Genomic DNA, 13,527 nt, shown 5'->3' with positions numbered 1-13,527 from the left:
CTTACCAGGCCCCCGGCACAGTCTCGACAGCTCGGCTCGCACCTCATCCGCCTGCTTGCGCAGGTCCGCCAACTCGATGGCGGCCGCGATCGCAGTGTCTGCTTTCCCGTCAGGTTCGGTCACGGCCTGTGTCCCTAAGAATTGCCTTGCCGCTTGTGACGGTCCGCACTCCGTGAGGGATCATCGGCTATGTGTTTGCGTGTTGGTCGGCCGCCGAGCAGCCCCTCCTGGTCGGGCAACATTTCCCCAATGCAAATTCCGGTGTCATTGATGGTGTACTCGCGCAGCTCGTCGGAATGGCTGCTCGCCCGCACCTTCACCACTGCCATCAAACGTCGCAGGCGACTGCCGACTTCTATATAACGTTGCACGATGATTGCATCGGTCAGGAAGGCCGTACCGTAGGGACTAAATCGAAGGTCGGAATACCGATCCTCCAATTCCGACGTCAGCAGTACCGTCACCCCCTCGGCGGAAAGCGCCGAAATGAGCTGCAGGAGCGATTCCCGGAAGTCCTCACGGAATGTGGGGGCCAAAGAGAGCTCGAAACCCGACAGCGAATCAATCACCACGCGGGTTGCCTTGAGTCTACGAATCTGAGCGCGGAGCAAAACGACAACTTCGTCGATGGAAAGGTCCGGCGCGCGTGCATCCACCAGTCCCACCCGATCGGAGTCGATTAGATCCGTCAACACCCCGCTTCTCGGCCGGTGTCGGCGCTGTTCGAATGCAGCGAAAACACCGGTTTCCCCGAGGCTTGCGCCTGCAGCGAGGAAAGCGGTCGCGAGAATGCTTTTGCCCGATCCCGAGGGGCCGGCCACGAGCAGTGAATACCCGCGGGGAAGTCCGCCACCCAACATCTCGTCAAGGCGCGGGACGCCCATAGGAATACGGACAGCCTCTGTACCGTCCTGCTCTTTTGCGTTTGAAAGAACACCAATCGCGGGCGGAAAGACATTGATGCCGGCATTGGTGATGCGAAACGAATGTAAGCCTGGCAGCGTCGCTTGACCGCGCAACTTCATGATCTCCAATTTGCGAACCATGGAGTTCCGCTGCACGCTCTGGCGCAGCCAGATCAAACCGTCTGCGACTGTGAAGACGGGATTAGTGTCGATCTCGGTGAAATATTCACCAATCAAAAACGTTGTTGCCTGCCAGCTGGTCATGATCATGCCCAGTCGTTGCATGAACTGCTGCAAGTCGTTCGGCGGATCGGTCGGGGCCGTGCCCGAAAGCACAACCGATCGAAAAGAATCGATGAACACCAATGCAGGAGAGTAGGTTTCGACTTCCGCGATAATGCGGTTCAACACCTGTTCAAGGTTGCCCGCCTGGGTGTCATCCCCTAAGTTGACAAAGCGCACTGAGCGATTGATCGCGTCGCTATCGAAAAAATCGAACTGCTGCTGATAGCGCAGCATCTTCAGCGGCGGTTCACCGAGAACCGTCAGATAAAGTGCTGGACGCTCCGGCGTCGCGAGAGCGAACATGATCTGATGCGCGAGCGTGGTCTTACCGCACCCGGGAGGACCGGCAACCAAATTAAAAGAGAATTCCGGAAGACCGCCGCCAAGCACCTCGTCCAGTCCCGGAACACCGGTCGCCAAGCGGTTAATTTTCACTTTGGCATTCATAACGAGTGGTCCTGCGCGGTCTCGCCGCTTGATAGGTCGCCCCAGGCCGATTCGAGTATTCGATCGGCGAGAGAAGGGCCGATTAGGTTGGTCAGTAATCCATAAAACTGTGCAAATAGCGCCGTACTGCCGGCCATTGCCTCTTCCGCTGTTCGATCCGCGATGAGTGATTTCAGCGTATCGAAATCGATCGACTGGTTGCCGGTTTTGGGCGCGATCGATAGCCACGCATAGGTGGAACCGGAAAGATACAGGCTTCGTTTAAGCAACGCGGCGACGCCTTCCAGGCCAATAATGGGCGATAACGCGAGCGCAGCCTCGCTCCATATTTGAGCGACGGCGTCAGCGATCTGTGTTGAATTTGTGCTTCGTCCGACACGCAGCGCAAGAGTCGCGACAATTCGGGGGCCCTCTCGTTTTTCGATGGACATGGGTCGCTCGTAGTTTGCTGCATAGTAACCCACCGGCAAGTGCCATAAAACGGGGGCAGACGCTCTTCTAATTGTCCCCGGCCCGGGGATCAGAACCAGAAGAGGTGCGGCACGAAGACTGAATACGATGAGCAATAAAAATTGACGCGCTCTACAAAAAACCGACGGCTAAGCGTCGGCCGAAAGTTCGATTCCCGCGGAAACTCGAACTTGAGAGAGGCGTCATCCTACGTGAAACCCACGGCTTGCCCTCTAAGGAAAATGAGGGGAAGAGTTTGGGCAACGCGAGCGTTCCGGCGTAACGCGGTCAACCGGGACAGGTCGGCACCCACACATGCCTTTGCGGCAAAGTTTGGGCACACATCTTTGGGAAGTATTGAATGACGTGTGCGATTGCCGCACGGTTGAGGACGCAAACAACGTGCCCGGCACCAAACCGGTGGACGAGGAGTGCTTGGTGCCTGAAACAAACGATAAAAAATTTCGAGTCGGGTCTTTTGAAAATTGGTGTGTTGCCGGCGATTAAGACCACGATCTTCGAAGACTACTTACTTCGCGTCATCTTCTTCGGGGGAAGCGTCGCCGTCGTCAACTACCTTGAGATGCGGCTTTTTCCCCGGTTGCGGTATGTGTGCTGCGTCGGGCGCTATCTCTTCGCCGTGGTGCTTTTTCTCTTGCTGGACCTTCTTGTCGTGCGCAACGTTGCGTGGGTCGGTCATATAAATCCTCTATGGCGGTTGTAACTAAGGGTGCCGCGATTGCGGCGTGTCGCCAGAGGTCTGTCGCAATGGTTGTGCCATCAATGTCCTGTTCCAACATGCGCGCGCCGGCAAACGGATGCTCCAGGTGCAACTCATCAATGCGGCTCATTGAAGGGCGCGCTTGCCGCGCCGAACACATCGGCCGCCCGCTCTTGGAGCTGCCGCTTCCATTCTGGCGATCTGTCAGCCTGTTCGGAATGGTTTCGGGGCTACTTCCTTCGTGCCCGTGCTGAGACGTTCGTATTCCGCGATCAACTGAGCCCCGAATAACAGGAGCGTCGCGAGGGCTTCAAGACTGAAGAGGACTACGATCGCGGTTGTGAGTGATCCGTATACGACGCTTACCTGAGAAAGCGTTGCAAAGTACCAGACCAGTACGTGACGCGTCGCTTCCCACAGTAAGGCCGCAGCGATTGCGCCGACCAGAGCGTGGCTGAACGTCGGGCGGCCAACCGGGATCACGAGATAGATCGACGTCAACACAAAAATTTCACCCGCCACTCCAAACAGATAAAGCAATACACGTGAGGCACCGACAAGAGAGACGTGCCAGCCGAATGCGTCGATGCTGTTGGCGCCGACGGCCTGCAAAGCACTGGAAACGAGCGTGACAAGGAGCACACCCAGGCCCAGCGACAAGCTGTAGCAATAGGGGAGCAGTGCGGAGATCAGGAAATGTCGCCGGCGAATCGTCACCCGATGCACAAAGATCACTGACATCGCGTTTTCCAGCACGGTGAACGCCAACGAACTGAAGAAAATCATGGTACAGAGAAGTACCCAACCGATCACGGCTCGGTGAGCGAGAAAGTTCGTCAGCTCCCGAACAATGGCCTTCGCTTGCCCAGGAACCAGCCACTCGAGCAGGTGCGCCAGCGAATCAAGAAGCACCCGTTGGTCGACTAGATGTGATAGCCCAATCACAACCAGGATGAGTAGCGGGACGATGGAAAGCAGCGCGTAGTACGCGAGCGCACCTGCGAGCAGCATCCCTTGGTTCGCGCGAAACGCTTTCAAGGTTTGCACCACGAACGTTGCCGGATGACCTGCGATGGTCCGCAACGTGCTGCCATATATCAGTTGCATAACGCCTCCGTTGTGCGGCTGAATTGCGGTTGCCTTCCGTCCCACCTCTCGCTACAGACGGCCACCGAGGCTCTGGAAACAGAGAGCCTTTATGGCGGACTAAAGCACCGCCGATGCCCGCGCTTTCGGATTTTCTTCTTGAGCCATTTTTATTCTCTGGTTAATTGCTTGTGAGCCGCGTGCCTCTGGTTTCCGGTCGCCGTGACGCGTTTTTTGGCGACCGACGGTTCTAAGATCACCCGCCTGCAAGGGCACGCACCGTTCTCGTGATCCACGCCGTCAGGCCCGCTCGAAACGATATGACCAGGACCTGCCTCGGTCCAATAATGACCAATCCAACAAGCACTACGGCGAGCAGCGCTGCGTTAGGCGTGCGCAAGAACACGGGACCAGTATCCATTGCGACGTGTCTTGCTGTTCGCTTTGCTCCAGCGCCACTATCCGGGAGCTGGCTGGTAGAGACGAGCTCTGCGCGCGTTGCCGCCATGCGTGCGAGGACAATTGCTTCAGCCTCTTTATGTTCGTGTATCCCGCGCGTCATTTGATCGCCTCCTTGACAGACTCAACATCGCGTCGGAGTTCTCGTTGCAAGGTCTGGAATGATTGGCCAGGTCGCTGAACACGCAAGACGAGGAAGGCGACAATCGTCACAATCAGCCACGCTGCGGCGACGCCCCACACGACGCTGAGGAAATAAGGCGTCCCCCAGGCGGACACAATGATGGCGATGCAAAGGAAGGACAGTGTGAATAGAGCGCCCACCGCCAGCGCGACCAGCGCAATCACTTCGTGCAGCAATCGCGTTTTCGTTTCTGCCAGCTCGATGCGAAACAATTCACCGTAGTCGGCGACTCTTTGAGCGCAGAATCGGCCGACATTGCGCCATCGCATGATTTTTGATTGCGCCGACATCTCTCTAATGCTCCCGCCATGACGGTGAATGCGGCGATTTCCGCGCGGCCTACTCTGATGGGCAAGACGCTTGTCCAGGCCGCTGAAACAGAGGTCATAGGACCCTAATCCGGAGCTGCGACGGCGTTAGCCTAATACGCGCGATCGTTAGCGCCAGCATCTTGTGGATAAGTCCGGGAAGAACCGTTTCCACTGTTCGCCCATATCACGCCGGCTATAAAGCTGACGGCGGCGACAATGCCTAACACCACAAACGGACTCTCAGCAGTGCTGTCCCGAATGAGGCTGGTGGTGTCCGCGCAAAGTTGCTGCGCCTTGCCACCTAATTCACGTGCTTTCCCTGACATCTGGTCAGCCGCGTCGCCCACCACTGCGCCTAATGCGTCTTGAACCTTGCCTGCTGCTTCTTTCAACGTACCTTCTGCTGTGTCGGTGTCCATGACATCCTCCAGTTGGTGACCCTGTCCTCCTTCGCACGGGACGTGCCAGCCACCCCTGCCCATGAAGTGCTGAATCAGAGCGCGCGGAATGCCAAGTTGAAGTGCGCTTCGGCGTCGCGAACGGCCCGCACCCACTGCGGGAATGCGGTCAGCGGAGCGCTCGGCGAGTGTCGATGTTGTCGCTGGCTTGCTGCAGCGGCGGGGCGGTCTGCATCTTCGCCATAGAGGCTTCGCGAATCGGCAAAGCCATGCTGACACGGTGGCGACGCGTGGCCGATCGAAGCCCGGACAAGAGCGTCCGTCGGCGGAGGAAGGGCGAAGCTGAGCATCACCAGGGTCGGTTACAGGTCAACCTCGTGCTAACGCCGACTCTTTCGCTTCTTGGGCTTGGGCGGCGTCAGTGCGGACGTCCAGAAATCGACAGCCTGACGCTTTGCCGCCGCGCTCGCTTGGCCCCGTGCCGATCCGGCAACTCGATTCGCACCACTCAGCCACATGCTCATAAACGGATTCTTTTTGGTCCACGGGTTTTTCATGTCCACTCCAGTTCGATGGGCAGCGAGACGGATGCCGACTGCGCGTTCCTCACCCCTGCCGCAATTCACTAAACCTGCTCTAACTCGTCGAGGTTGACGATGCCCGACTGGCTAGTGAAAGCCAGCGAGTGTCCGTGGCTCTGCTGTTGCGATACCCCATTGATCTGATGATCGCCACTGGCGTAGGTCCTAAGGTTGCCGTGCTCTTCGATCAGCAAGCGCTGTTTATCGGGGAAAAACGCGTACCGCACGCCGTTTTGTGAACCGCTCGAGGACGCGTGACCCAATTCATCAGGCCACCACTTTTCCATGGCAGGCATGGGCTCCATCGGTTTCATGGGTTCCATGGGTTTCATCGGTTCCATCTCTTCTCTCCTTGCAAGTGAAGAAAGCGGCGGGTCGCCGCCTTGTCGTTTTTATACTTCCCTGGCTGCTTCTAAATAGGGACCTGGGGTCTCGACCCCTGCGCTTCGTGCGCGGCGTCGGGTCCGTCTTTACTGCCCTTGCAAACGACGTTCCAGTACCGAACTACACTTCGCCAGACGCCTGCATCAGGGAGATAAGCTGCGCCGCTTTTTTGCTTACGCCGCGCGGACAATTTTCAGGGTGGTATTCGCGAGCACAGCCTGATTGAGACGGCGCTGCGGTTTCCGGCGCAGTCGACATTTCCCGTGCTGACGTGGTTCTTTTGATGCCTTCCTTCACAACCCCGCTGATGTCCGCGTGGAGCGTGGAGTTCGACGGATCGCTCGACCATCGGAACTGACCGACCCAAAAGGAGCTGCCGATCAGATAAACTCCCGGGGGTGCTTCGCTAGGGATGAAAAATCAATGCGCCGGGTGATATTCAATCAAAAGGGTGGGGTGGGGAAATCCACCATCGTTTGTAATCTTGCCGCAATCAGTGCCTCCCAAGGGGTGCGCACGCTGGTGATCGACCTCGATCCGCAGGGTAATTCAAGCCAGTATTTGTTGGGCGGGCAGGCGCGGGACACGCAGCCGGGTCTGGCCGATTTTTTTGAAGCGACCTTAAGCTTCAGTTTCAGGGAGCCGCAGATCGGCTCGTTCATACACGGCACGCCGTTTGAAAACCTCGACATCATTCCTTCGAACCCCAATCTCGAGGCCTTGCAAGGTAAGCTTGAATCGCGCTATAAAATTTACAAGCTGCGCGATGCGCTCAAAGGTCTCGACGGCTATGACGCGGTATATATCGATACGCCCCCCGCCCTCAATTTCTTCACCCGCTCGGCGCTGGTCGCGGTCGAACGCTGTCTGATCCCATTCGATTGCGATGATTTTTCGCGCCGTGCGCTGTATTCGGTGCTCGAAAATGTTCAGGAGATCCAGCATGACCACAATCCCGAACTGACCGTCGAAGGGATCGTGATCAACCAGTTTCAGCCACGCGCAAGCCTGCCGCAACAACTTGTGCAGGAATTGCTTAACGAAGGCCTGCCGGTACTCAGTTCCTATCTGTCGCAATCGGTGAAAATCCGCGAAAGCCATCAGCATGCCAAGCCGATGATTTATCTTGAGCCGCGCCACAAGCTCGCACGAGAATACCTGGCGTTGCATCAAGAACTCAACGGTTAGGTGACGCGGCAGATACGGGCGAATGTCTGCCGTTCGCGGGGCGATCCAGTTCGGGGATAGTGGTGCTCGAATTCGGATTGCTCCAGCGGTTGACACAGCGGGCTATTGGCCTCGTTCACGCATAACCAATGGCGTCGACGTGAAGCCACCGCGACATCCTGTAGCTGAAAAATCCCCGATGCCGGCAAGAGGAGCGTTTCTCGCAAAATAATTCGGCCGTGTCGTCGTTGTCCGAGAACTCGGACTGGACGCGCTGGCGCCTTTTCTTCGTTATCAAAGACCCCTCAGACGGACTACTCGGGCGCCGATTGGGTGCCGTGTCCTACCATCATTAATTCGGGGTTCTAATGGTTACTCAGAAACGGCAAAAGGCTGGAACCAAAATTGCGCCAACTTAATTGGCTCCGTCGTTTCCGTCGAAGAGCCATTTTCGGACCGCATTTTTCAGGAGTTCGGTATGACCAAGGTTTCCAAAGGCGACAAGGTGCAATGGCAAACATCGCAGGGCGGCACGGAAGGTAAGGTCACGCGTAAGGTGACCGGTCCGGCAAAGGCGGGTGGGCATGTTGCGAAGGCGTCTCCTGACAATCCCCAATACGAAGTCAAAAGCTCACAGAGTGGTAAAACGGCCATTCACAAAGCCAGTGCGCTGAAAAAAGTTCGTTGACCACCGACAGCGTGCCTCGTCGCACGCCGTTTTTGGGGACGAGCGGGCTATCATGCGCGGCAGCATCTTTTACTGTTGAGGGCGTTCACGCGCTGTGGGGCGAGTTCCGCCATGGTCTACATGCAAACAGCAACGGCGGGGATGACGCTTTGCGGCCTCAGCGGTGTCCGTTCGGTGGCGGCCAGGTGGTGGCCATACGATCAAGCAAAACAGCACACGTCCAGCTACAACCTTGAACGAAGTGAAAGGCTCACGAATAACACTTCTCTGAAACATACGGGAGAGGCGGGGCGGTGCCGGCGCGCAAGCATGTCGACTTCCGTTAGCACCGTCATGTGTCGTCGGGAAATGGCAGACGTCGCGATACAGCGAAGGAACGCCACGTGCTGCAGTAAAGCCCAAATCAACTCCTCGGGGTGCCCGAATGCCTAACATCAAGCCCGAGGACATTCCCGCTGACAACGCCCGCATTCCTGGCCCGACGCGCCGTATTTTCCTGCAACGCAGCGCGGTTGGACTAGCGGCAGCGGTGGCGACGGGGAGTGCGTGGGCCGAAGCGCCTGCGTCAGCGACGGAAAATGCCGTGAAGTTGCCCCTGATTCAAGATCCGAAGACCGAGCAGGCGGAAGAAACGCCTGACCCAAACAGCTCTCCTGACGATCGCGTGGGTTACGCGATCGTCGGGCTTGGGCGGCTGTCGATGGATCAGATCTTGCCGGCATTATCGGCATGCAAATATTCGCGCGTTGCGGCGCTCGTCTCCGGGGACCGCGATAAAGCCCGCAAGGTGGCGCGTCAGTATGGCTTACGCGAAACGGACGTGTTCGATTACCAGAACTTCGAGCGTCTCGCCGACAACCCGCGTGTTCACGTTGTGTATATCGTGTTGCCGAACGGCATGCACAAGGAGTACACGGTACGTGCAGCGCAGATCGGTAAGCATGTGCTTTGTGAAAAGCCGATGGCGACCAGCGCGGCCGATTGCCAGGCCATGATCAGTGCATGCCGTCAGGCGAATCGCAAGCTGATGATCGCTTACCGAAGCCAGTACGAACCCATGGACCGCATGATCGTCAAGATGGTGCAACAGGGCAAGCTCGGACCCCTCCGTGAGTTTATTGCTGGCAATTCGCAGAACGTAGGCGACCCGTCGCAATGGCGGCTGAAAAAAGCGCTCGCCGGAGGTGGCGCGTTGCCTGATATCGGCTTGTATGCGCTAAACGCGGCGCGCTTCTTGAGCGGTGAAGAACCGTTTGAAGCAACGGCAACTACGACAAGGCCGGACGATGATCCGCGCTTCAAAGAGGTGGAAGAGTCCGTGCATTTCGTGTTGCGTTTTCCAAGCGGATTCACGGCGACGTGCATGGCGAGTTACGGGTCGCACGAATCGCGATTTTTTCGCCTGCAAGGCCCGCAAGGGTGGGCCGAGATGGACCCCGCGTTCGGCTACAACGGCTTGCGCCTGCGGTATGGTGCGCTGGTCGATGGCAAGAACGCCGTCACCGAGATCACGATTGATCCGAACAACCAGTTCGCGCGCGAGATCGATCACATGTCGCAGTGCGTGATCAGCAATGCGATACCCCACACGCCGGGCGAAGAAGGCCTGCAGGACCAGCGAATCATGGAGGCGATCTACGAGTCGGCGCATACCGGCGCCGCAGTGAAGATAGCGAGGCCCACCGGGGTATGGCGCGGGCCGGAGCCTTCGGAGGAAACGTTTTAGGCTTCGCTGCGGTGCCGATCGACCTTTGAAGGGCATACAGAGTTTCTCGAAGCGTGAAAGTCAGCCTGCCTCGCTGGATCACCCTCACGAGCTTAGGGAGTCGCCCACAGGCCGATCAGCGCGCTGGTCCATGAGGTCTCGCGCACGCGCCAACGCATCGCAGATCGCCCGGGTGACCTGCTCAAGTCCTCCCTCGTCATCCTGACGCAGCGCGAACGACGGATGATAGGTCGGAATCACCCGCATGCCATTCAGTTCAAACGAATCGCCGAGATAGCCCTGCAAACTGACCTTCTCACCAAGCAATGCGCCCAGCGCGGTTGCACCGAGCGTCACGATGACGGCGGGTCGAACGCGCTGCAACTCACGTTCGAGCCATACGGCGCAAGCCTCCACTTCGCGCTGCGCCGGCGTTTTGTGCAGCCGGCGTTTGCCCCGTGGTGTCCACTTGAAGTGCTTGACCGCATTCGTCAGATAGAGATCGCTGCGACGCAATCCCGCGCGTTGAATGGCCTCGTCAAGCAACTGCCCCGCTGGTCCCACGAATGGTTTGCCGCTCAGGTCCTCCTGATCGCCCGGCTGTTCGCCTAGCAGCACGATGCGCGCATCCGCTGGACCCTCGCCATCCACGGCCTGCGTTGCGTGCTGCCATAGCTCGCAGCGACGGCACGCGTCGAGCGAACTCGGCGCGGTGCGCGACGGCTGCGCCGCTTCGGCTTCGACGAAAATGGCTTTTCCATCCAGCGCGCCGACGCCGCTTGCCTGCGCAAGCCGTCGCGCACCGCACTTCGCTTCGCTGATCATCGACGGAATCAGCATGCCCTCGGGCAGTCCTTTCCAGTAACGAACCGGCATGTGCTGATACAGCGCCGTTTCATTGAGCCGCGCCGGATTGAAGGTGCTGCGGTAATACGCGAGCCAGAGCGCCTCGGCGGCATCGGGCGCAATCGCGCCGCGCTGCGCATGATCGTATTGCAGGTGCAAGGTGGCGCCGTCCCACGACGCAGCGCCCGACGGCGTGGCGATCAGCCAGGCCGAGCGGCCCATACGCTGGGCGAACTGCTCCGCGCCCCACGCGAGGATGTCGTGCGCGGGCTCATACCACGCTACGTACTCCGGCTCTCCGGCTGCATGTTGCGCACACTTGCGAAAGCGCACGTACGCGATCATGTCGTGTTTGTCACGTCGAACCGCTTTTGCCATCTGCTGCAAGCGATTACCGTCGACGTCGGCAGGTGAGGCCACCGCGCGATCGCCCTGATGCCATCGCCAAATGACCTTGTACAGAAACGCCCAGCGACGCGGATCCCGATATAGCGCGGCATCGTTAAGTTGAGCCGCCAGTGCTTTCGATATGGCGACTACCAGTGACGGCACAGCAGATTCGACATGTCGCGGCGTGGATACCGCTACGTCGTTGCCAGTCTGCTTCGCGTTGAAATCAAACGAACCGCTCGTTGGCTCGGAATGACCGCTCGCAGCGCTATGCGCAGGGTTGTCGATCCGCCACTCGATCGATTCCGGCGGCGCGTTTGCCGCAAGCATCCGCAGGGCAGCGGCGCGCCACGCGCTATACGTGTTCTCGATGACGATGGGTTGCATCGAATGCCCGCTTGGTCCCATGCGCACTCACAGCAGCGCGAGCTGCACAGGTGGCGGCGTCAGCACTCGACGCAGCTGTTCCGACGACACGTCCTTCAGCGGAGCCCGATAGTCCTGCGTGACGATAAACGGCTTGATCTTCGCCATCGAGCAACGCAACTGAATGAGATCCTGATAACGCAAGGCTCGCGAGCGGCGCAGCTCCACCAACCGCTGGGCGTTGCGCATGCCGATTCCCGGCACGCGCGCAATCATGCGCAGCGGTGCACGATTTAGATCAACCGGAAACTGATGCCGATGGGACAGCGCCCACGCAAGCTTCGGGTCGATATCAAGCGACAACGAGCCAGTGTCACCGAACAGTTCAGCCACGTTGAAGCCATAACCGCGCATCAGAAAGTCGGCCTGATAGAGCCGATGCTCGCGTAATAGCGGCGGCGCCTCTGAGGGCAGGGCGGAAGGACTGTCGGGGATCGGGCTGAACGCCGAATAGTAGACCCGCTTCAACTTATACGACCCGTACAACGTTTCAGCCGTGCGCAAGATGGTGCGGTCGTCCGTGCTGTCTGCACCGACGATCATCTGCGTGCTTTGACCGGCAGGCGCGAATTTCGGCGCTTTTTTGTCGCTGAGCGCTTCGTCCTGTCCGAGCCGGATTGAACTCATGGCCAGCTTGATCGTGCGCGCACTTTTCTCGGGCGCGAGCCGTTCGAGGCTGACCTCGGTCGGGAGTTCGATATTGACGCTCAACCGGTCGGCATATTTACCGGCCTGCGCGATCAGCTCCGGATCCGCGTCAGGAATGGTCTTCAGATGCACGTAGCCGCGGAACTGGTGGTCCTCGCGCAAGGACTGTGCGACGCGAACGAGTTGCTCCATGGTGTAATTCGACGACTGGATGATGCCCGAACTTAAAAACAGGCCGTCGATATAGTTGCGCCGATAAAAATCTAGCGTCAGGTCTACAACTTCTTCAGGCGTGAAGCGCGCACGCGGTACGTTGCTGGTCCGACGGTTCACGCAGTACTGACAGTCATATAGACAAAAATTCGTCAGCAAGATTTTCAGTAGCGACACGCAACGGCCATCGGGCGTGAAGCTGTGACAGATACCGGCGCCTGTACTCGCTCCAAGCCCGGGACCGCCTCGCGAACTGCGCTTCGGCGCCCCGCTGCTGGCGCAAGAAGCGTCATATTTTGCCGCGTCTGCCAGCACTTCGAGCTTCTTGAGCAGTTCCATTTTGTCAGCGCTTACTGTATGTATATACAGTATTTTACGGAGATGTCTGGGCGATGCAAGGGGTATTTGAAATGTATGTGCTACGGCGCAGTCCGGACATTTCGAGTTGCCTGCTAGATCCATTTCTCGAGGCTGCTTGACGAGCATCGCGGTTGTTCATTAGTGGCCTCGACCATGAAAATTGGCCAGGCCTCTAACCGTCACCGCCGCAGCCTGAATCGAACTCACCGATTTTCGCGGATCGATCTACTGAGTGCTTTTCATGGATCCGTCTGGCGCAGCGGTTGTGCCATCGTTGCCTTTCATAGCCTTGGCTTTTTTATGAGCTGAGGATGGCGCGGAGCCGGTCCCGGTACCCATGCCACCGCCAACCGACGTTGTTCCGTCGGGTCTGGCGGTTGCGCTCTTGCTACCGCCGTTTGACCCACCGCCGGATCCGCCTCCACCAGCCGATCCGCCGCCCGATTGTGCAACGGCTGCAGACGACATGATCGTCAAGGCTAAAAAAGCAGCTACTGTGGTTATCCGTTTCATGATTTCTCGCAGGTTAAGTTAGTGCTACATAGTTAAGGGCTGGGCGATGCCCACCGTGTCCAATGAGCGGCCGCCACTTTGTGTGCGGTCCATTACTAGGTGTTTTAAGAGCATGGGCTGTGCCTGAGTCAAATTCCAGACACAGGCGATCGGAGACCCGATGCACACGCCAATCACGAAGTCCTTTTCTTGCGATGCATTTCAGGCGTCTTTCACCAACGTTTTTCACCGGTCCGGTCTGGACGGCACTTCAGCTTAGCGGCGGACACACAACCGAGAATGTCGAAAGGTTTGGCGAGCGGATATCAATGGGCTCAATTTCTGGTTCATTTTCGTTCGGTTCGCAACCCAAAAAACGCT

At 58.2% G+C, this 13,527-nt stretch carries 13 protein-coding genes; 3 read left to right on the top strand and 10 right to left on the bottom strand.

Annotation, left to right across the window (positions count from 1 at the left end; translation table 11 throughout):
* Window positions 1-134 precede the first annotated feature (134 nt).
* The 8 genes from FH08_RS0137300 to FH08_RS0137255 form a co-directional block, all read right to left on the bottom strand.
* A complete protein-coding gene (locus FH08_RS0137300; RefSeq protein ID WP_051888815.1) occupies window positions 135-1,637 on the bottom strand; it encodes an ATPase domain-containing protein in 1,503 nt (500 codons plus the stop codon).
* Window positions 1,634-2,068 (bottom strand): hypothetical protein, encoded by a 435-nt coding sequence (locus FH08_RS0137295; protein ID WP_051888814.1) that lies wholly within the window; start codon window positions 2,066-2,068, stop codon window positions 1,634-1,636. Before FH08_RS0137295 ends, FH08_RS0137300 begins: the two co-directional genes overlap by 4 nt.
* A gap of 548 nt (window positions 2,069-2,616) precedes the next feature.
* Window positions 2,617-2,787 carry a hypothetical protein gene (locus FH08_RS52230; protein ID WP_152603013.1) on the bottom strand — a complete coding sequence of 57 codons (171 nt, stop codon included), beginning with the start codon at window positions 2,785-2,787 and terminating at the stop codon, window positions 2,617-2,619.
* Window positions 2,788-3,012: 225 nt separating this feature from the next.
* Window positions 3,013-3,915 (bottom strand): YihY/virulence factor BrkB family protein, encoded by a 903-nt coding sequence (locus tag FH08_RS0137285; RefSeq protein ID WP_031363220.1) that lies wholly within the window; start codon window positions 3,913-3,915, stop codon window positions 3,013-3,015.
* 235 nt (window positions 3,916-4,150) lie between these two features.
* Complete coding sequence (locus tag FH08_RS52755) at window positions 4,151-4,315, bottom strand: hypothetical protein (protein WP_160172543.1); 165 nt, start codon at window positions 4,313-4,315, stop codon at window positions 4,151-4,153.
* A gap of 137 nt (window positions 4,316-4,452) precedes the next feature.
* Entirely contained in the window at window positions 4,453-4,827 is a 375-nt protein-coding gene (locus tag FH08_RS0137275; protein WP_031363218.1) for a phage holin family protein, read from the bottom strand.
* 131 nt (window positions 4,828-4,958) lie between these two features.
* The gene (locus FH08_RS0137270; protein ID WP_051888813.1) at window positions 4,959-5,267 is read right to left on the bottom strand and encodes a CsbD family protein; all 309 of its coding nucleotides are present in this window, start codon (window positions 5,265-5,267) and stop codon (window positions 4,959-4,961) included.
* A 604-nt stretch (window positions 5,268-5,871) separates the two neighbouring features.
* The gene (locus FH08_RS0137255) at window positions 5,872-6,168 is read right to left on the bottom strand and encodes a hypothetical protein (RefSeq protein WP_031363215.1); all 297 of its coding nucleotides are present in this window, start codon (window positions 6,166-6,168) and stop codon (window positions 5,872-5,874) included.
* 466 nt (window positions 6,169-6,634) lie between these two features.
* Here FH08_RS0137255 and FH08_RS0137250 point away from each other — a divergent pair, with 466 nt between their 5' ends.
* From FH08_RS0137250 to FH08_RS0137240, 3 genes are all read left to right on the top strand, one after another.
* Window positions 6,635-7,399 carry a ParA family protein gene (locus FH08_RS0137250; protein WP_031363214.1) on the top strand — a complete coding sequence of 255 codons (765 nt, stop codon included), beginning with the start codon at window positions 6,635-6,637 and terminating at the stop codon, window positions 7,397-7,399.
* 457 nt (window positions 7,400-7,856) lie between these two features.
* Window positions 7,857-8,066, top strand: a complete 210-nt coding sequence (locus FH08_RS0137245) for a DUF2945 domain-containing protein (protein ID WP_031363213.1) — start codon at window positions 7,857-7,859, stop codon at window positions 8,064-8,066.
* 424 nt (window positions 8,067-8,490) lie between these two features.
* Complete coding sequence (locus tag FH08_RS0137240) at window positions 8,491-9,792, top strand: Gfo/Idh/MocA family protein (RefSeq protein ID WP_051888812.1); 1,302 nt, start codon at window positions 8,491-8,493, stop codon at window positions 9,790-9,792.
* Between the two features lie 84 nt (window positions 9,793-9,876).
* Here FH08_RS0137240 and FH08_RS0137235 read toward each other — a convergent pair whose 3' ends face one another.
* Together FH08_RS0137235 and FH08_RS0137230 are read right to left on the bottom strand one after the other, a co-directional pair.
* Window positions 9,877-11,394 (bottom strand): UdgX family uracil-DNA binding protein, encoded by a 1,518-nt coding sequence (locus FH08_RS0137235; RefSeq protein ID WP_031363211.1) that lies wholly within the window; start codon window positions 11,392-11,394, stop codon window positions 9,877-9,879.
* A gap of 27 nt (window positions 11,395-11,421) precedes the next feature.
* Window positions 11,422-12,633 (bottom strand): putative DNA modification/repair radical SAM protein, encoded by a 1,212-nt coding sequence (locus FH08_RS0137230; protein ID WP_031363210.1) that lies wholly within the window; start codon window positions 12,631-12,633, stop codon window positions 11,422-11,424.
* Window positions 12,634-13,527 lie beyond the last annotated feature (894 nt).

This window comes from Caballeronia sordidicola (assembly GCF_000729995.1).
Lineage (GTDB): Bacteria > Pseudomonadota > Gammaproteobacteria > Burkholderiales > Burkholderiaceae > Caballeronia > Caballeronia sordidicola_A.
This window is presented reverse-complemented; position numbering and strand designations above follow the sequence as displayed.